The organism is Paeniglutamicibacter sulfureus (assembly GCF_030512175.1).
Taxonomy (GTDB): Bacteria; Actinomycetota; Actinomycetes; order Actinomycetales; family Micrococcaceae; genus Paeniglutamicibacter; species Paeniglutamicibacter sulfureus.
Genome location: NZ_JAULBL010000002.1, coordinates 2085938 through 2104505 on the forward strand (window position 1 = coordinate 2085938; position 18568 = coordinate 2104505).

General features: G+C 66.9%; 17 protein-coding genes. 7 read left to right on the top strand and 10 right to left on the bottom strand.

Going from position 1 to position 18568, the window contains the following annotated elements; translation table 11 throughout:
- The first annotated feature begins 93 nt into the window (after window positions 1-93).
- A complete protein-coding gene (locus Q2T94_RS16230; protein ID WP_302265726.1) occupies window positions 94-1362 on the top strand; it encodes an MFS transporter in 1269 nt (422 codons plus the stop codon).
- 86 nt (window positions 1363-1448) lie between these two features.
- On the opposite strand, the gene Q2T94_RS16235 is transcribed toward Q2T94_RS16230, so the two are convergent.
- Window positions 1449-2165, bottom strand: a complete 717-nt coding sequence (locus Q2T94_RS16235) for an IclR family transcriptional regulator (RefSeq protein WP_302265728.1) — start codon at window positions 2163-2165, stop codon at window positions 1449-1451.
- A 180-nt stretch (window positions 2166-2345) separates the two neighbouring features.
- Here Q2T94_RS16235 and Q2T94_RS16240 point away from each other — a divergent pair, with 180 nt between their 5' ends.
- The 3 genes from Q2T94_RS16240 (at window position 2346) to Q2T94_RS16250 (ending at window position 5974) form a co-directional block, all read left to right on the top strand.
- Window positions 2346-2885: a flavin reductase family protein gene (locus tag Q2T94_RS16240; protein ID WP_264269311.1), complete on the top strand. Its 540-nt coding sequence runs from the start codon at window positions 2346-2348 to the stop codon at window positions 2883-2885.
- A gap of 49 nt (window positions 2886-2934) precedes the next feature.
- Window positions 2935-4323 (top strand): 4-hydroxyphenylacetate 3-monooxygenase, oxygenase component, encoded by a 1389-nt coding sequence (gene hpaB / locus Q2T94_RS16245; protein ID WP_302265730.1) that lies wholly within the window; start codon window positions 2935-2937, stop codon window positions 4321-4323.
- A 280-nt stretch (window positions 4324-4603) separates the two neighbouring features.
- Window positions 4604-5974, top strand: coding sequence for an MFS transporter (locus Q2T94_RS16250; protein ID WP_302265732.1), 1371 nt, complete (start codon window positions 4604-4606; stop codon window positions 5972-5974).
- A gap of 124 nt (window positions 5975-6098) precedes the next feature.
- On the opposite strand, the gene Q2T94_RS16255 is transcribed toward Q2T94_RS16250, so the two are convergent.
- Window positions 6099-6767 (bottom strand): phosphoribosyltransferase, encoded by a 669-nt coding sequence (locus Q2T94_RS16255; protein WP_264269314.1) that lies wholly within the window; start codon window positions 6765-6767, stop codon window positions 6099-6101.
- 124 nt (window positions 6768-6891) lie between these two features.
- Between Q2T94_RS16255 and Q2T94_RS16260 the strand changes: the two genes are divergently transcribed.
- Window positions 6892-7380, top strand: coding sequence for an META domain-containing protein (locus Q2T94_RS16260; protein ID WP_302265734.1), 489 nt, complete (start codon window positions 6892-6894; stop codon window positions 7378-7380).
- Window positions 7381-7441: 61 nt separating this feature from the next.
- Here Q2T94_RS16260 and Q2T94_RS16265 read toward each other — a convergent pair whose 3' ends face one another.
- The 3 genes from Q2T94_RS16265 to Q2T94_RS16275 form a co-directional block, all read right to left on the bottom strand.
- Entirely contained in the window at window positions 7442-9076 is a 1635-nt protein-coding gene (locus Q2T94_RS16265; RefSeq protein ID WP_302265736.1) for an ABC-F family ATP-binding cassette domain-containing protein, read from the bottom strand.
- A 259-nt stretch (window positions 9077-9335) separates the two neighbouring features.
- Window positions 9336-9596 (bottom strand): GlsB/YeaQ/YmgE family stress response membrane protein, encoded by a 261-nt coding sequence (locus tag Q2T94_RS16270; RefSeq protein ID WP_302265738.1) that lies wholly within the window; start codon window positions 9594-9596, stop codon window positions 9336-9338.
- A 167-nt stretch (window positions 9597-9763) separates the two neighbouring features.
- Entirely contained in the window at window positions 9764-10459 is a 696-nt protein-coding gene (locus tag Q2T94_RS16275; RefSeq protein ID WP_302265740.1) for a phosphoribosyltransferase, read from the bottom strand.
- A gap of 164 nt (window positions 10460-10623) precedes the next feature.
- Between Q2T94_RS16275 and Q2T94_RS16280 the strand changes: the two genes are divergently transcribed.
- On the top strand, window positions 10624-11184 hold the full coding sequence (locus tag Q2T94_RS16280) for a dihydrofolate reductase family protein (RefSeq protein ID WP_264269319.1): 561 nt from the start codon (window positions 10624-10626) through the stop codon (window positions 11182-11184).
- A gap of 169 nt (window positions 11185-11353) precedes the next feature.
- Here the strand turns inward: Q2T94_RS16280 and hpaD are convergent, their stop codons facing one another.
- The 5 genes from hpaD to Q2T94_RS16305 form a co-directional block, all read right to left on the bottom strand.
- Window positions 11354-12451, bottom strand: coding sequence for a 3,4-dihydroxyphenylacetate 2,3-dioxygenase (hpaD, locus tag Q2T94_RS16285; protein ID WP_264269320.1), 1098 nt, complete (start codon window positions 12449-12451; stop codon window positions 11354-11356).
- Window positions 12452-12500: 49 nt separating this feature from the next.
- Entirely contained in the window at window positions 12501-14006 is a 1506-nt protein-coding gene (gene hpaE, locus Q2T94_RS16290) for a 5-carboxymethyl-2-hydroxymuconate semialdehyde dehydrogenase (RefSeq protein ID WP_302265744.1), read from the bottom strand.
- Between the two features lie 57 nt (window positions 14007-14063).
- Window positions 14064-14723 carry a GntR family transcriptional regulator gene (locus Q2T94_RS16295; protein WP_264269322.1) on the bottom strand — a complete coding sequence of 220 codons (660 nt, stop codon included), beginning with the start codon at window positions 14721-14723 and terminating at the stop codon, window positions 14064-14066.
- 8 nt (window positions 14724-14731) lie between these two features.
- On the bottom strand, window positions 14732-16237 hold the full coding sequence (locus Q2T94_RS16300; protein WP_302265746.1) for a fumarylacetoacetate hydrolase family protein: 1506 nt from the start codon (window positions 16235-16237) through the stop codon (window positions 14732-14734).
- A 190-nt stretch (window positions 16238-16427) separates the two neighbouring features.
- Window positions 16428-17561, bottom strand: a complete 1134-nt coding sequence (locus tag Q2T94_RS16305) for a glycosyltransferase (protein ID WP_302265748.1) — start codon at window positions 17559-17561, stop codon at window positions 16428-16430.
- Window positions 17562-17695: 134 nt separating this feature from the next.
- Here Q2T94_RS16305 and Q2T94_RS16310 point away from each other — a divergent pair, with 134 nt between their 5' ends.
- Window positions 17696-18562, top strand: a complete 867-nt coding sequence (locus Q2T94_RS16310) for a glycosyltransferase family 2 protein (protein ID WP_302265749.1) — start codon at window positions 17696-17698, stop codon at window positions 18560-18562.
- Window positions 18563-18568 lie beyond the last annotated feature (6 nt).

Here is an 18568-nt window from a genome sequence, read left to right on the forward strand (position 1 = left end):
GTGCTCGGATAGACTGATTGATGTTTGTACAGGGTTCTGTGTAGCGGGAGGCAGGGACGCTACACGCATGTAAGTGGAGTACCCGGCATCGCCATGACCAACACTGTTCCCAACAAGTCCACTGCCCCTTCGCCCTATGCGGCGCTTCCCCCGCTCGTCGGCTGGGCCTTTTTCCCGCTGGGCTTCTTTGCCCGCCTGCCCCTTGCCATGCTGACCATCGGCTCGATGACCCTGCTGATCGATTCGACTGGCTCCTATGCCGCCGGCGGCATGGCCGCCGCCATGGTGGGTCTCGGCTCGGCAGTGGGTGGCCCTACCATCGGCTATCTCTCCGACCGCCTGGGCCAGCGCCGCGTGCTGCTGCCCGTCGCCGTGCTCCAGACAATCTTCATCACCGCACTGCTGTGGTTCGGCGGTGCCGGAGAGCTGGCGCCGTTGGGTGTCATCGTGCTTCTGGCGGTCCTCGCTGGGGCCTCCGGCCCGCAGGTCGGACCGTTGGCCCGCGTGCGCTGGATGGCGCTGACCCGAAAGCGAGACACCGGTGGACGCGAACTTTCGGCAGCGCTGAGCTACGAGTCGATGGTCGACGAGCTGGGCTTCGTGCTCGGCCCGGCAGCCGTGGGACTCTTCGCCGCACTGGTCGCCCCCTGGCTCCCGCTGGCCATCGCCGCGGTGCTGACCCTGGTGCTGGTGCCGCTCTTTGCCGTGCACCGCACCGAAAAGGCCGTCGTGCCGGCGGTGAAGAACGCCGTGAAAGTCAGGCTCACCGCGCACCAGCTGACCGGAATCTCCTTCGCGGTCATCGGGATGATCGGCATGGGCACCTTCTTCGGTTCCAGCGCCGCCGGCACCCTGGCATTCGCCGGGGCCTTGGGCAACGCGAACATCGGCGGACTGCTGTACGCGGCGGTCGGGTTCACCTCCGCCATTGCCGCGCTCTCGGTGGCGTTCTGGCCCAGCGGGTGGCCGCAGGCCAGCCGCTGGCTTGCTGCGTCGATCTTCATGGTCCCGGCGGCCCTGGCGCTGCAACTGCCCGGGGAACTGGGCCCGATGATCGCCGCACTGCTGGTGGTGGGCATCCCGGTTGGCCCGGTCCTGGTCACCATCTTCACCCTCGGTGGGGAAATCGCGCCGCGGGCACGCCTCTCCACGGTGATGACCCTGCTGTCTTCCGGCATCGTGGTGGGCACCGCGATCGGCAACTCCCTGGCCGGACTGCTGGCCGATGCGTACGGCTATGCGGGTGCGTATGCAGTGGCCGCAGGCGCGGCCGGACTGCTCCTGCTCGCCGGCGTTGCCATGGCGATCCTGCGCGCGGCCCAACGCAGGTCGATGATGCGCGGCACCGGCCCGCGTTCCTAGGACCGGAGCCGTAAACGAAAAAGAGGGTGGTGTTTCGGATGGAAAATCCTTCCGAACCACCACCCTCCGTCGTGGGCCCCTTGGTGTCAGCCGAGCTCGGCTTCGATGGCGCGGGCAGCGGCCTTCAACCGTTCACCGATGGCGGCAACCTCGTTTTGCCGGGACCCGGTGCTGTAGACGACGGCAACCGCCGCCGGCAGCTGCCCCGGCACCGTGACGGGCGCCGCCACCGAGGACAGACCGGGAATGACCTCGTCGATGCTGGTGGCGTAGCCCAGGGCACGGGCCTCGGAGGCGATCTTCCGGTACGGTGTTTCGTGCTTCAGCGCCGCCCACTGCTCCTCGGTGAGCGTTGACTGCATGGCAATGCCCGGGGCCCCGTGCCCGAAGGGATGGCGGGAGCCCGGGCGCTGCACCACCGCGGCGTGCACGTGGCGCGGCTCCACCGTGACCAGCGTGGTGCAGTCGGGCTGGTCCCACACGGCAATGAAGGCGCACATCTTCAACTCATTGGCCAGGAGCGTCAGCTCCGGAAGCGCCGCGCTCTGCAGGTCCCGTTGCACGCTGCTTGCCAGCACGGCAAGACCCGGGGCGCCGTGCACCCGGCCGGACTCGTCGCGGGTGACCAGTCGGTGGGATTCCAGGGTGCGCAGGATCCGGTAGGCGATCGAGCGGTGCACGCCAAGATCCTCGGCGAGCTCGGCAATGGTCATGGGCCCGTTGGCCTCGGCAAGGATCTCCAGCATGCGGATGCCGCGGGAGAGTGTTTGTGATGCCGGTGCGGTGGTGCTGGTGGCGGTCATGGGGGCCGGTGCCGTCCTTCGGTGGGTTGGCGCCGCGTGGCGCTGCCCGTGGGGGTTGTGGGTCAACCCGCGCTGGGTTATGGTGCAAATACTATTCTTTATTGGAACTGCTCGTTCGATATTAGAACATTTGCCGCGTGAATGCGAGGGGCCGGCGGGAATGGGAAGCAGGAGCACGCCATGATCGTCCCGGGCAAGGACGAAATTGCCGAGGGTGGCGTTCCGCGCCGGATCGATGCCTCCACGTTGCCACATTTCCGCGGCAGCCTGGGTCGTTTTGCCACCGGCGTGGCCATTGTGACCTTTGACGGACAAAGCAAGCGCCACGGGATCACGGTGAATTCGTTCACCTCTGTCTCCATGGACCCGCCCCTGGTGCTGGTTTCCATTGCCCGGTCCACGAAGGCCCACGATGAGCTGGCCAACCGGTCGTTCACGGTGAACATCCTCGGCGCCGAGCAGATGGACCTTGCCCTGCATTTCGCCGGCCGCCCGAGCCACGATCCGGTCTGGATCGAGGGGGCCACGGCCCCGCGGCTCGCCGGCGTGCTCGCCTACTTCTCCTGCGCACCGTGGGCCGCCTACGACGGTGGTGACCACACGCTCTATCTGGGCGAGGTCCGCAACTTCAACTACCGCCGCGGCGACGCGCTGGCCTTCGCCAATGGGTCCTTCACCACCATCCCCGAACGCCACCTGGGCGTCGAGGAACTGCTCTAGTCCACCGCCGATCCGGAAGCACCGCCACTACTCAAGAGGGGTCTTGAACATGGGAATCAGAACCGGGGCGCAGTTCCTGGCCAAGCTGGACGCGATGCGTCCGCACCTGGTCATCGACGGGGAGGTGGTCTCCGAAAACCTCACCCGGCACCCGGCCTTCAGGCAGCTGGCGCTCACTTACGCGAAACTCTTTGACATGCAACACGACCCGGCCCACCGGGACGCGCTGACCTACGAATCGCCCACCACCGGGGACCTGGTCAATGCCTCTTTCCTGGTGCCGCGCACGCCGCAGGACCTGGCCCGGCGGCGGGCGGCGACAGCCACCTGGTCCGAGTATTCCAACGGCTTCCTGGGCCGGACCGCCGACTACATGAACGCCGCCCTCACCGCCCTGTCCACCGCCAAGACGTTCTTCGCACAGGGCGACCCGGTCTTCGGGGAGCGCATCGAGGCCTACTACGAATACGCCCGCGAGAACGACCTCTTGGCCACGCACACCCTGATCCCACCCCAAGTCAACCGTTCGGTCTCCGGGTCCGAGCAGCTCGGTGGCCAACTCACCGCGCGCATTGTCGAGGAACGGGCGGACGGCATTGTCATCAGCGGTGCCCGGATGCTCGCCACCGTCGCCCCGATCGCCGACGAGCTTCTGGTTTTTCCCTCCACCGTGCTGCGCGGCACCCCCGAGGACGCTCCCTATTCCTTTGCCGTGGCCGTGGCCAACGACGCGCCCGGGTTGCGCTACCTCTGCCGCACCGGGCTGCACAACGGCGGCAACACGCATGACGAGCCGCTGGCCGCCCGCTTCGACGAGATCGACGCGGTGGTGGTGTTCGACGAGGTGTTCATCCCCAATGAGCGCATCTTCATGCTGGGGCGCCCGGAACTCTGCAACGCCTGGTATAGCGACACCGGAGCCGGCGCGTTGATGAGGCACCAGGTCGTCACCCGCACCGTCGCCAAGTCCGAGTTCTACCTGGGGCTGGCCTCGGAGATCGCCGGGGCCATTGGCATCGAGGGCTTTGCGCATATCCAGGAGGATCTGGCGGAGCTGATCCGCAACGTCGAGATCGGCAAGGCGCTGGTGGTCGCGGCCGAGGCGCAGGCGGCCCCCAGCGTTGACGGGGTGCTGTTGCCGCATTGGGAAACGCTGAATGCCGCCCGCAACTGGTATCCGAAGATCTCCCAGCGCTTCCCGGAGATCATCCGGAAGTTCTGCGCTTCGGGCCTCATGGCGCTGCCCGGCGAAGCGGACCTGGAGGTTGCGACCGAGGATATCGCCAAATACCTGCAGGGCAAGTCCCTGACGGGGTCCGAGCGGATCCGGCTGTTCAAGCTCGCCTACGACGCCTCGATCACCGGATTCTCCGGTCGCCAGGCACTCTATGAATACTTTTTTTCGGCGATCCCGTGCGCATGGCCGGAGCCATGGTGAACAGCTACGACCGCGAGCCGATGTGCCTGCGAGTGCGCGAATTCCTGGGCCGGGAGGATTGAGGAACCACCGCGGAAACGCCTTCGCCCAAGACGCCGGATTGCCGGCGCATCCGGCGCCGGACATTCCCCGCGCAAGGGGAGGAACAGCCGAGACCCAAATTGACGTGAGCGGAGTCACGATGATGGGTTACCATGGACAAAGCACTTTACCGTCCGAACGGTCGGTATGATGCCTACACTCGTCCACCGCACCTAGCACCGAACGCAGGAGTTCTCCCATGGCTTCCTCATCCCTCGCGGCAAGCAGCAAACGTTCCGAGGAACGTCGTGTCCTTGCCGGCACATTGGTTGGCACCACCATTGAGTGGTACGACTTCTTCATCTTTGCCCAGCTCACCGCGACCTTGCTGACGCCGCTCTTCCTGCAGCCGTTGAGCGTGTCCAACCCGGGCCTGGGGCAGATCCTCGCCTTCGCAATGATCGGCATTTCCTTCCTCTTCCGTCCGCTGGGCGCTATTGTGGCAGGCCACCTGGGTGACAAGTACGGACGCAAGCGCGTGCTGGTCGCCACCCTGATCCTGATGGGCGCGGCCACCGCGCTGATCGGCCTCCTGCCCACCTACGCCACCATCGGCCTGTGGGCTCCGATCCTGCTGGTGCTCCTGCGCATCATCCAGGGTTTCTCCGCCGGCGGCGAATGGGGCGGCGCGGCATTGATGGCTGTGGAGCACGCCCCGAACAACAAGCGCGGCTTCTTCGGCGCCTTCCCGCAGATCGGTGTCCCGATCGGCATGATCATTGCCACGGGCATGCTGTACCTGCTGCGCACGTCCATGAGCCCGGAACAGTTTGCCGCCTGGGGCTGGCGCGTGCCGTTCCTGCTCTCTGTGGTGTTGATCGTCGTTGGCTACCTGATCCGAAAGGCCGTCGAGGAATCCCCGATCTTCAAGCAGCTCGCACTGCGCAAGGCCTCGGAGCACACCCCGCTGAAGCAGCTCTTCCAGACCAACACCAAGGAAGTCATCCAGGCAGCCTTGATCTTCATCTCCAACAACGCCGCCGGCTACCTGGTCATCGCCTTCTTCATCGCCTACACCACCCGGGTGCTGGAGATGCCGACGGCACCGGTGCTCCTGGCCACCACCATCGGCTCCGTCGGCTGGCTGATCTTCACCCTGGTCGGTGGCTGGCTCTCCGACCACTTGGGACGCCGCAACACCTTCCTGATCGGCTACGGCATCGTCTTCGTCTGGATGATCCCGATGTTCCTTTTGATCGAGACCCGAAGCGTCTTCCTCTACGGTGTTTCGATCTTCATCCTGACGGTCGGCCTGGGGCTGTCCTATGGCCCGCAGTCGGCCATGTACGCCGAAATGTTCCCGGCACACATCCGCTACTCGGGCATCTCGATCGGCTACGCTCTCGGCGCGATCCTCGGCGGTGCCTTTGCATCGACCGTCGCCGAGATCCTTCTTCAGAGGACCGGCTGGTCCGGCTCGATTGCCATCTACATCATGGTGCTCACCCTTATTTCGATGGCGGCAGTCATCTGGGTGGGCGAGACCAAGGGCCGCAACCTGCACGTCGAGGACATCGACCCGGAGCTGCAGGCGGCACACGATGCCAAGCACCGAAGCCAGGAAGCCTAGCAAATAGTCCTCTCGCGCACCTGCGCAGCATGTAGCAAGGGCCGGCCGGTTCCAGTTCCCCGTTGGGGAGCGGGACCGGCCGGCCCCTTTTTGGTCCCGGCGGCAGAAGGCCGCCCGTCCCCGGCTACCTGCGGGGGACCAGTGCCGTGATCTCGTAGTCGGCGATCGAATCGAACCGCGAGTAGAAGGCGCTGACGGAGTGGAACACCCTGGGCGTGATGGCGCAGATGAACTCGTCAACCAGCGGCTCGACTTCCTTGCGGGCCACCGCCGGGGCCACCGGAACCGCGACTACGATACGCCCGGCACCGGCCTCGCGCATCAATTCCACGGCGGCCAACATGGTCGCCCCGCTGGCCATCCCCTCGTCGACGAGGATGACGGTGCGTCCGGAGACCGGCAGGACGACCGGGCTCACGAGCCGGGCACGCAACTCCTCCAGCTCCAGCCGGGCCGCCTTCTCCACCCCGTCCAGGATTTCCTTCTCGAAGCGCAGCTGCGCCGAGTCCCAAACGCCCTCGATGTACTTCAGCGACGTGTGCTCTCCATGGGCGGCCAACGCGGCGAAGGCGATGTCGGTGCGTTCGGGCATCACCAGGCGGCGAACCGCCAGCACATCGAGTTCAAGCTCCAGCCTTGCGGCGACCTCTGCCGCCACCGGGACCCCGCCGCGCAACAGTCCAAGCACCAACGCGTTGGGGTCCTTGGCGTACCGTTGCAGGTCGACCGCCAGGAATTCGCCGGCGGCCGTGCGGTCCGAGAAGCGGGTGGGGGCAATGTGTTCGGGTGTCATGTCACTAAGTCTGCACCCCGGCACGGCGGCTTGGGGAGCAAGCCACGATTTCCCACCTCTTTGCAGGCCAAAAGCCGGTTTTCGGGGCTACCATGTGACCATGAAGCGACCTGGAGCCCTGGTCATGATTGCTGTGATGGCCTTTGCGCTGTCGGCATGTTCGACGGGTCCCGGCGCCGAAGACCCCGAGGCAACCGTGTCCCGGGACGTGGGACCGTACGGTCTTCCCCCGGCAAGCAACACCCCTCCGGCGCAGGGCCCGTCGGCTTCCGCCACCGAGGAAACATCGAGTGCGGAGTCGGAGCGGAGCGACGCCGACGCTGCGGTCATTGGCCAATGGGGCGGGGCCCCAGAGGGGGCTCCGGTGCTGTCGTTCGCGCCCGAGGGCCGGTTCAACGGGCATGACGGGTGCAACACGCTGACCGGCTCGTGGACGGGATCAGGACAGGCATTCGAACTGCACGAGATGACCATGACATTGATTGGCTGCCCGGGGATTGACACGTGGCTCTCGAGGGCCGCCGCCGTGGAGGTGGATGGCGAGACCCTGAGGGTCACCGACAAGGACGGCAAGGACATCGGAACGTTGCCGCGCCTGAACGTGGCCGGCTGATGACGGGAAACGGGATGCGGGTCATGGGCCCAGACCCAGACCCTGCGGTCGATTCCCCGCGCTATTCCACGAGCAACCCCTCCTCCAGATGGATCCGCCGCCCGGCAAACCTGGCGCGCAGCGCCCTGTCGTGGCTGACCACCACGACGGTGCCCCCGAAGGAGTCCAGCGCCCGTTCCAGGTCATCGCCGAGGGCCGGGGACAGGTGGTTGGTGGGTTCGTCCAGCAGGAGCAGTTCCGCCGGCCTGGCGAACAGCCGCGCCACATCGAGCCTGCGCCGCTGCCCCAGGGACATCTCAGAGATGCGCATGGTCAGTTCCTCCGGCTGGAAGAGCCCCAGGGACAGCAGCTGCCCCAAGTCCTCGGCGAGGTCCCGACCCGAGCCGAAGCAAAAACCCTGGGCCGCCATCCAGTGCCCGGGCCAGGCGTCGGGTTCCTGGCGCAGGTATCCCACGGGCCGGCCGACGCGGCAAGTGCCGGAGGGGGGAGCCAGGACCCCGGCGATGACGTCCAGCAATGTCGACTTGCCGGCGGCGTTGGGTCCGGTGAGCAGGACCCGTTCACCGGGTGTCAGCAGCAGGTGGTCGATGGCGAGGCGCCCCGGAACGTGCACGCCGACGAGTTCGACCGCAGGCGGCGCGACCTCGGCCCCGGAGTCGGCCACGGCCGCGGGATCCGGGGTGAAGCGCAGCGGCTCGAGGGGCAGCTGCGCCTCATGTGCCCGCAACTGCGCCAGGCGAGTCTTCGCCTGGCGCAGCGCGGCGGAGGATCCGTGGGAGCGTTCGCGCGCCCGGAACGCACCGTGGCCGAATCCGGGTTTTTCCGTTTTCCGGGGGATCTTGGCCACCGCGCCTTCGGAGCGATCGGCCATGCGGGCTGCCTGTTCCAGTTTTTCCTGCCATTGTTCCCGGGCCAGGATGATGGCCCGGCGCTGTGCCGCCTTGGCCCGCAGGTAGCCGTCGTAGCCACCGGCATGGCGGGTGGGTACGCCGCGGTCCAGCTCGAGGATCGCATCCGAGACCCGCTTGAGGAACAAGCGGTCGTGCGTGCAGAACACCACGGTTCCGGGGTGGGTTGCCAGCCGGTGCTCCAGCCACTCCAGACCGGCGGTGTCAAGGTTGTTGGTGGGTTCGTCGAGCAGCAGCACCTCCGGATTCGCCGCCAGCGTGGCCGCCAGCGCCAGCCTGGACCGTTCCCCGCCGGACAGCGTGTCGAAGCGCCGCCCGCCCGCGATGCCGCCGATGCCCAGCCGGTGCGCCGCGGCGGCCAGGCGCTGCCGAGCACCGGCGCCGTCCCGGGACTCGTGGAGATCCGCCAGAAGCCCGTATTCCGCCAGTGCCCGGGGAAGCTGGGCCTCGGAGGCAAGAGCCAGCTGCGCGGCGGCAGCCTCGATCCGTGATTCAAGGTCCCTGAGCCAGGCCAGGGCATGGTCCAGGAAGTCCGCGACGGTCCATCCCGGTTCGAAGGACGGCTGCTGCGCCAGGTAGCCGAATCCTCCCGCCGCTTGCAGGGTGGCGGTCCCGGCGTCCGGGGCCAGGTCGGCCGCGAGCAGCCGCAGCAGGGTGCTCTTGCCGGCGCCGTTTTCTCCAATAATCCCCAGCCGCTCGCCGGGACGCACCGAGAAGTCCAGGTCGCGGAACACCGGGTGCCCGGGATGGGAGAAGCTGAGGCCGTGAAGGGAAAGTTGGGTTCGCATGGTCGATGTCTCGTGTTTCCGCGCAAGGCCCGGCTGCCGGCGGACAGGCGTGGCCGCGCTCGCTGTAATCAATAACGGTGGGTCGCGCGGTCCACGGACCCCCCTGGGGGGCGGACAGACGCGGAACTGCGGCGGACCGAACGCACTTGCGGGGGAGCGCACGGTCGGGCATCACCGGATTACAGGAAGAAAGACAACATGGGCCAAAGATAACAACGGGGACGGGGTGTTGTCGAGGACCATGCCGGGATTGCCGGGGCTAGGCCCGGCGCTGGCGGATGACACCGTAGGTCCCGGCCACCACCGCGGCGCCCAGGATGGAAGGCACCCAGGTGCGCAGGTTCAGGAATTCGCCGATTCCGGTGCCGAAGGCCATGGCGCCCAGCCAGCCGCCGGCGACGGCACCGAGGACCCCCAGGAGCAGGGCGGCCGTCCAGCCATGGTGGGCGCGGCCCGGCATGATGTTCTTGAACAGGGCGCCGACAATGAGCCCCAGGACGATCCAACCAAGCAACCCCATCGAGTTCCCCTTCGATGCAGCGGATACCCGGGTCCGCGGCCGGTGGCTCCGGCCGGCGAGTGTGCACCGGTGGGCAACAACCTACGGCGTGTTCGCACCGGAGGCAATGGACGTGCAGCGCGGGCAACGGGGGTGCCGGCGGGATGCCGGCGGGATGCCGGGACCGGCTAGTTGGCCTCCCGGGCGTCGTGGTGCCCGCGCGCCTCGCGGGCCTCGAGCAGCAGCTGTTCCACGGCGTCCTCGTCAACCTGCGAAAAATCCTCGTAGTGGGATCCCACCGCGGAAAACTCCCGCGGTGCCAGCAGGCAAATGACTGAAGAGGCACCGGCCATGGAACGGGCCAGGATGCGCGGCGCGACGGGCACCGCGACGATGACCTCCTGGGCCCCGCACTGAGTCACCACGTCCACGGCGGCATGCATGGTGGCACCGGTGGCCAACCCGTCGTCGCACAACACCACCTTCGCCCCGGTAATGTCGGGCGCGTAATCGGCAAAGCGCCGAGCGAGCCGATCCAGTTCCGCTGAGGCGCGGGATTCCACTTCCTCCAGCACAGCCTTCGCGCGGGAACCGAGTACATGCTGGTGGACGGTGCGCACCATGTAGCGGCCCCGGCACGAGCGGTAGGAGGCGACTGCCCCGAAGGCGACCTCCTCCTGTTGCGGCACTCCCAGCTTGCGCACGGCCAACGCGCCGAGCGGTGCGCCCAGCCTTGCGGCCAGCGCCGCCGCGACGGGGATCCCGCCGCGCAGCAGGCCCAGCACGATGCTCCCGGAACCCATCCCGCGCTTAACCAGGTGCTCACCTAACAGCGCGCCGGCCTGGTCCCTGTCCTGGAACTGCGGTCCTGCTTGCCTGTCCATGTATCCAGTGTGCTCGGGTTTGGGGCGGGAGTGAAGACCCGGGCAACCCGGGTCCGCGGAAGCCTGCCCGGTGACTTCGCCCCGGCCCGGGAGTACCGTGGGATCCACGCTTCACGCCGTCCCGCCCCACCCGGGGCACCAACCGCACGCACGAGGGGAACACCATGTCTAGGCTGATCTACACGTTTCTCGCATCCTTGGACGGCTACATCGCCGATGAGGCCGGGGTATTCGACTGGGCCTATCCGGGGGAGGAGGTGCTTGACTTCATCAACGCCACCGAGCGCGGGGTCGGCACCTACCTGTATGGGCGGACCATGTACGAGATGATGACCGGCTGGGAGAACGACCCTGACCTGGCCGCGGATTCGCCCGGGAACGCCGAGTTCGCCCGGATCTGGCAGGCGGCCGACAAGGTCGTCTTCTCGAGCACGCTGGAGGCCGTGTCCACCAGGCGCACCCGGATCGAGCGCAGCTTCGACCCCGGGCTGGTCCGCTCCCTCAAGTCGTCGGCGGACCTGGACCTGAACATCTCCGGTGCCCGGCTGGCGGCGGAGGCCTGGCGGGCGAACCTGATCGACGAGTGCCAGGTGTATGTCGCACCAATGCTCGTCGGCGGCGGCAAGCGGATGTTCCCCGAGGGCATCCGCCATTCCCTGGAGCTGCTCGACGAGCGGCGCTTCGACAACGGCATGGTCTTCCTGCGCTACTCCGTGGGGCACTGACGCCGGGCCTCACCGTCCTGCGCCCCGAGCCCGGGGCGTCGGCTGGCGCGAGGGAAAAGCCGAAGGGCAGGAAAAACGGAAGGGCCGGTGTCGGTGCGTACCATCGGATGATGATGCGCGCCGATACCGGCCCGTTTCATGCGCCAGGGCGCATGCGGGTGGAGAAGGCCTAGAGCTGGTGGCCCATCTTGAAGCCCACTTCCTCGCCCGGATCGCCGGTCAGTGCGTCACCCGGTGCACGGGTGTAGGAGAAGCCGTCGGCGCCGACGGTCACCTCCATCTCCGAGGAGTGGGTGCGCTGGATGACGTCCTGCGGCTTGCCGTCCAGGTCCAGGACCAGGGAGGCCTCGGTGTACCAGGACGGGACAACGGGGTTGCCCCACCAGTCGCGGCGCTGGTTGTCGTGCACGTCCCAGGTGATGACCGGGTTGTCCGGGTCGCCGGTGTAGTAGTCCTGGGTGTAGATCTCGATGCGGTGGTCATCGGGATCCAGGATGTAGAGGTAGAACGCGTTGGAGACGCCGTGGCGTCCCGGGCCGCGCTCGATGCGGTCCGACATCCGCAGCGCGCCCATCTTGTCGCAGATCTGGATGATGTTGTGCTTCTCGTGGGTGGAGAAGGCCACGTGGTGCATGCGCGGGCCGTCGCCGCCGGTCAGGGCGGTGTCGTGCACGGTGCCCTTGCGGTGCATCCAGGCGGCGTAGGTGACGCCCTGGTCGTCCTGGATGTCCTCGGTGACGCGGAAGCCCAGGTCCTCGAGGTACTTCCGTCCCTGCGGGACATCCGGGGTGACCTGGTTGAAGTGGTCAAGGCGGACCAGTTCGCCGGCCGAGTACAGGTCGTAGCGCATGTGCAGGCGTTCGACGTGCTCGGTCTCGAAGAAGAACTCGTAGGGGAAGCCCAAGGGATCCTCGACGCGCACGGAGTCGCCGATGCCGCGCACGAAGCCTTCGGTGCGGCGCTCGGTGCGGCAGCCCAGTTCCTTGTAATACGCCTCGGCGGCGTCAACGTCGGCGTTGGAGCGCACGCGGTAGGAGAATGCGGCAACCGCGGCAATCGGGCCGAGGGTCAGCACCAGGTTGTGGTGGATGAACTCCTCGAAGGAACGCAGGTAGATCTGCTTGTCGTCCTCGTAGGACACGTGCAGGCCGAGCAGGTCCACGTAGAAGGCACGGGACTTGGCCAAATCGGTGACCACGATTTCCATGTACGCGCAGCGCAGGATATCGGGAGCCGGGACGGAGGGCTTGGGGATGACGTTGGACATGATTCGCTCCTTTGCGGAAAAAACTGGAAAAGCGGGGAGGGGGAAGAAGTTAGGCGCCGAACTTGGGGGTGTGGACCTCACCGAGGGTGATGTGCACCGCCTGCTGGTCGGTGTAGAAGTCGATCGAACGGTAGCCGCCCTCGTGGCCCAGGCCCGAGGCCTTCACGCCGCCGAAGGGGGAGCGCAGGTCACGCACGTTGTGGCTGTTGAGCCAGACCATGCCGGCCTCGACGTTCTGCGCGAAGTTGTGCGAGCGCTTGAGGTCGTTGGTCCAGATGTAGGCGGCCAGGCCGTACCGGGTGTTGTTGGCCAGTTCCAGGGCCTCTTCGTCGGTGTCGAAGGGGGTGATTGCCACGACGGGTCCGAAGATCTCTTCCTGGAAGATGCGGGCGTCCGGGGCGACGTCAACGAACACGGTCGGGGCGACGTAGGAGCCGTTTTCCTGGCCCTCGGGCAGGTTTTCCGGGCGTCCGCCGCCGGCCACGATACGGCCCTCGGTCTTGCCGATTTCCACGTAGCTCATGACCTTGTCGTAGTGCTCCGGGTGGACCAGCGCGCCGACCTGGGTTTCGGGATCGTGCGGGTCGCCGACCTTGATGTTCTTGGCGCGGGCGGCATAGGCCTCGACGAACTTCTGGTAGATCGGGCGTTCGACCAGGATGCGGGAACCGGCGGTGCAGCGCTCGCCGTTCAGCGAGAACACCCCGAAGAGGGTCGAGTCGATGGCGGCGTCGAAGTCCGCGTCGGCGAAGACGATGGCGGGGGACTTGCCGCCCAGCTCCATGGACATGCCCTTGAGGTTTTCGGCGCAGTTGCGGAAGATCAGCTGGCCGGTGGAGGACTCGCCGGTGAAGGAGATCAGCGGAACGCGCGGGTGCTTGACCAGCGCGTCGCCTGCTTCCTCGCCGATGCCGTTGACCAGGTTGAAGACGCCGTCCGGGAGGCCGGCTTCCTTGAAGATGGTGGCCCACAGCGAGGCGGAGAGCGGGGTGAACTCGGCCGGCTTGAGCACCACGGTGCAACCGGAGGCGATCGAGGGGGCGAGCTTCCAGGACTCAAGCATGAACGGGGTGTTCCACGGGGTGATCAGGCCGGCGACGCCGATCGGCTTGCGGTTCACGTAGTTCAGCTGCGATCCGGGGACCTTCAGCGCGGTATCGTGCTGGGCGACGATCAGGTCGGCGAAGAAGCGGAAGTTCTCCGCGGCCCGCTGGGCCTGGCCGCGGGCCTGGGTGATCGGCAGGCCGGTGTCGAAGGTTTCCATCTCGGCCAGGCGGTCTTCCTGGGCGACGACGGCGTCGGCGATCTTGTAGAGGACCTTGGCGCGGGCCCGGGCGCTCATCGTCGGCCACGGGCCGTTCTTGAACGCCTCGGTGGCGGCGGCGACGGCTGCATCGATGTCGGCCTTCTGGCCGGCGGCGGCGGTGGCGTAGGTCTGGTTGGTCACGGGGTCCAGGACCTCGAAGGTTTCCCCGCCGATGGAATCGACGAACTGGCCGCCGATGTAGTGCTGCAGGTGGGTCGGAAGGTTCTCGGGAACGAAGTGCTTGCTCATGAACTGGCTCCTTGCTGGATGGGGTGGGGGCGTCGTATGGAAGATGTGTGTGGCTGCCTAGAGCGGGGAGGCCGGGAGGTTGGCCGCCGCCAGGTAGGCGTTCAGGGTGGTGGTGCGGTGGGCCCGGGCGGCCTGCTCGATCTCGGCCGCGGGGGCCTTGGCCTCGATCAGGTCCAGGAGTCGGGCGTGTTCCCTCACCGATTCCCGGGCGCGGCCCGGGATGTGGGTGAAGGAGGAGGAACGCATCACCGCCAGGCGGTTCCAGCCGCGGTGCACCAGATCCAGGATGTGCGGATTGGGGCAATTGCGGTAGAGCACCTGGTGGAATTCGTTGTTCAGTTCGGTGAAGCGCGGGGCGTTGAAGTCGACCAGCAACTCGGCCATGGCCTGGTTGATGGCCCGGGCCGCTGCCAGCTGGTCCTCGTCGATGAACGGGGCGCTCAGCGCGGTGGCCGCTCCTTCGATGATGGCCAGGGTCTGCATGGTGTGCAGGTAGAGGGTGGTGTCGGCTGCCGCGACCATGGCCCCGACGTTGCGCTCGAAAGTGACCAGGCCCTCGGCCTCGAGCCGGCGGATGGCCTCGCGCACCGGAACCACCGAACAGCCAAGCTCCGCGGCAATGGTGCCGAGCACCAGCCGGTAGCCGGGGGAGAAGGTTCCCTCGGTGATTTTCTCGTGCAGCAGCCGGTAGGCCGACTCTGATTTGCTGGGGGCCATGTCGGGTCCTAGAATTCCGGTTCGCCGTCGGCGACCCACTGGTTGTACTTGGCCTTCCAGTCGGCGTTCATCGGGAACAGGCCCTTGATCTCGGCGCCGTTGGACACGTGCTTGAACACGAAGGTGTCCTGGCGTTCGGATTCGACGACCTCCTCGGCGATCTCGGCGGCCAGGTGCGGCGGGATGACCAGGATGCCGTCGGCGTCGGCGATGACGATGTCCCCGGGGACGATGGTGGTGCCTCCGCAGCCCACGGCCACGTCGGTGTCCCACGGCACGTGCTTGCGCCCGAGGACGGCGGGGTGCGCGCCGTTGTGGAAGGTGGGGATGTCCAGGGCGGCAACGGCGTCGAGGTCGCGGACCCCGCCGTCGGTGATAATGGCCTCGGCGCCGCGGACCTGGGTGCGCATCGCCAAGATGTCGCCCAGGGTGCCGGAGCCCTTTTCGCCGCGGGCCTCCATGACCAGGATCTCGCCCGGGCCGATGTCGTCGATGACGCGCTTCTGGGCGTTGTAGCCGCCGCCGTGGGTCTTGAAGAGATCCTCGCGGTTGGGCACGTAGCGCAGCGTGCGGGCGGTGCCGATGACCTTCGTCATGCCCTTGGTGGCCTGCAGTCCGTCGACCGAGACGTTGTTCAGTCCGCGCTTGCGCAGCGCGCCGGAGATCGTCGCGGTGGCCACGGACATGAGCTTGGCCTTGACCTCGTCGGTCAATGCGGCCTTGCCGGTGATCGGGGTCTCGATGCCTGCGTCGGCGGCGGTGCCGAAGGCGTCGATGCGGTCCGCGTCGGTGATCTTGGGCTGGTTGCCGAAGGCCGCGAAGGTTTCGGTGCCTTCCACCACCGTGGTGGCCAGGCGTCCGGTGGACAGGCCCGCGGCCTCGTCGTCGACCTGCACCTCGACCACGTCGCCAGGCACGATCACGGACGATCCGGCCGGGGTCCCGGTGAGGATCACGTCTCCGGCCTTCAGCGTCATCTGCTGGGAGAGGTCGGCGACGATCTGCGCGAAGGAGAAGATCAGTTCCTGCGTGGAAGCGTCCTGGGCGATCTCGCCGTTGACCCAGGTGCGGATGCGCAGGGCGTCGGGGTTGAGGGAGGCCGCCGGGAGCAGCACCGGGCCCATCGGGGTGTAGCCGTCGCCGGACTTGGAGCGGATGTTCGATCCCTTGTCGGCGTACTTCATGTCGTAGACGCCCAGGTCGTTTGAGGCCGTCACGAATCCGACGTGGCCCCAGGCCTGCTCCACCGTAACGCGGCGGGCGTCGGTGCCGATGACCAAGGCGATCTCGCCCTCGAAGGCAAGCAGTTCGGTGCCTGCCGGGCGCTCAACGGTGGAGCCCGTGCTGGCCAGCGAGGAAGACGCCTTCATGAAATACGACGGGAAAGCAGGGGTGCGGCCGCGCTGGGCTGCCCTCGAGGAGTAGGAGAGGTGGACCGCAAGGACCTTGCCGGCCCTGTCAAAGATGGACTGGTCGACCTCGACCAATTCGGTGGCTGTAGCGTCGCTGCTCACGGTTTCCTCCTGTTGTGTATGAAATCGTATACGATCCAGTGTGACCGGGGTCTCCGTGAATGTCAAGGCCTGGGCGCGGGTCGATGGTTCGGATCCACTGGCGTGGGGTTCACCGGGGCGCGGGCGGGCGGATTAAGCGGCTTCCGTCGCCAGCCGGTAGGCGGGACCGGACGGCGCCGGCCCCCGGCATTTACCGTGCAGCCGGGGTCCGGTCCAAGAGCAGGTCGTACAACTCCCGGTGGGCCCGGGCGATCTCGAGCCGCTGCCGACGGCGCCCTTCCGCATCAAGGCCGGGCAGGTCTTCGGCCCGCAATACTTCCCGGATCGCGTTCAGGAGTGATTCTTCATCCGCGCCGGTCGGTGTGGTCCTGAATCGTGCAACCGAAGGGTCTTGGTCCGCATAATGCCCACAATCGGGCGCGACCACCGGTGTGCCGACATCAAGGGCCGCTTCGAGCCAACCGGAGTGGGTGCCAAAACGGTAGGGCAAGACACAGGCATCCAGCGAGGCCAGGTAGTCGAAGAGTTCCGGTTCGCTGAAGTACTCGTGGGACCGCAGTTCCCAGAGCCCCAGGTTCGCGCCGTCGTGCAGCTTCCCGGCCAGCGCGGGCCGGTATTCGTCGCTGGCCGGATCCAGGGGCTGGGAATGGATGTTGACCTGGAGCACCGCGGAGGGGAGCCGGGCCACGGCGCGGGCCAGCGGATCCAGGATGGCGGTGTCCATGTTGGGTCGCAACCCCTTGAGATGCACGCCGATCCGCTTCATCCCACCCTTAATCCCGGTCGCTGCTTTCTTCCGACGGGCGGCGCGGATCCGGTCCATGGTTCCGAAGTCCACGACGTGGGGGTGGGGCAGCACCTGGGCCTCGGCACCCCAACGGCGACGGATTTCCCGCGCGGCCCCCGCGGTGAGCGTAATCAGCTTGTCCGCGTGGGGTATCAATACATCGAGCAATTCAACATGCGCCGCAGGGTCGGGCTGATGCGGGTTGACCAGATCGTGAACCGTGTAAACCAAGGGCTTGCCGAAGTGCCGCAATTCGGCGACCAGCTCTCGCAGGTGGGCCGGGTCCGCGGCGTCGAAACCGAAATGAACATGCATCAGGTCAAAGGAGTCATGGTTGGCGCGTACCCAGTCGGCCGAGAGCATCGCCGGCGGCCACCATCCGGATTGTGCTGATCGCACGCCGTCGACAGGCGGGGGATCAGGCAGGCGGAACACCCCGGCTCCCGACGAATCGACGGCCTCAAGGTGGCGGATATAGATCTGGTCGTGCGGAATTGATGCGACCCTGACCACGGGGTTGGATGGTGTGCCGCTCATGCGTTCCTCCTCGGCGCTGCTGGATGTGTACCGGTTCGGTGCCGGCCGGTGGTGTGTCGACGTAAGCTGGGAGCAACCCGACGGAAGATGTCCGGTGCCTTCGCGGCGCGATGGCCGGCAATCAAGGAGGCAGCGTGGAGGCACGGAATTTTTCGGTACTGGTGATCGCCCACGGGCGGGCCGGACACCTGCGCAACCTGCTGGCAGGCGTGGAGCGCTCGGCCGAGCTTCCCTGCGAAGTGGTGCTCGTCTACATGGATGAGCCGGTCCCGGAGCCCGTTTCCTGCATCGTGCCGCTGCGGATCCACCATGTCACCTCGCGTCCCGGCGAATCCGGCCTGCCGCTGGCCCGGGCCCGCAACACTGCCGCAAGCGCGGCGGCCAGCCCGAATCTGGTGTTCCTGGACGTGGACTGCATTCCTTCGGACACGCTGTTCACCGCACTCCTGGACGCCATTGAGGGGGAACCGGTGCTGGCCATGGCTGAGCCCCGGTACCTTCCGGCCCCGCTTCAGGCGGGCTTCGGAATTGATGATGCCGCGTTGCTTGGAGCCTCCGTCCCCCACCATGCCCGGGCGAACCTGGCAGGGGGCGGGGAGCGCTTCCGCCACGAAATGTTCTGGTCGCTCGGGTTCGCGATCAAGGCCGGGATTTTCTTTCGAATGGGCGGATTCGATGAGGGCTTTACCGGCTATGGTGCCGAGGACACCGATTTCGCCTTCAGGGCGCGCAAGCAGGAAATCCCCATGTGCTTTGTGGCCGAGCCGCTGTTCCACCAGCACCACGGCGTCCACAAGCCGCCGCTGAACCACTTCGAGGCCATCATTGCCAACGCCCGGAACTTCCACGTGCGCTGGGGAACCTGGCCCATGGAAGGCTGGCTGGGCGCATTCGCAGAAATGGGGCTGATTCGGTGGGATCCGGAAGGGAGCCGGATCGATGTGATGAGAAAGCCCGAAGCGGCTGAAGTCGAGGCGACCCGCAGCAACGACCCCTACTAAGGCGCG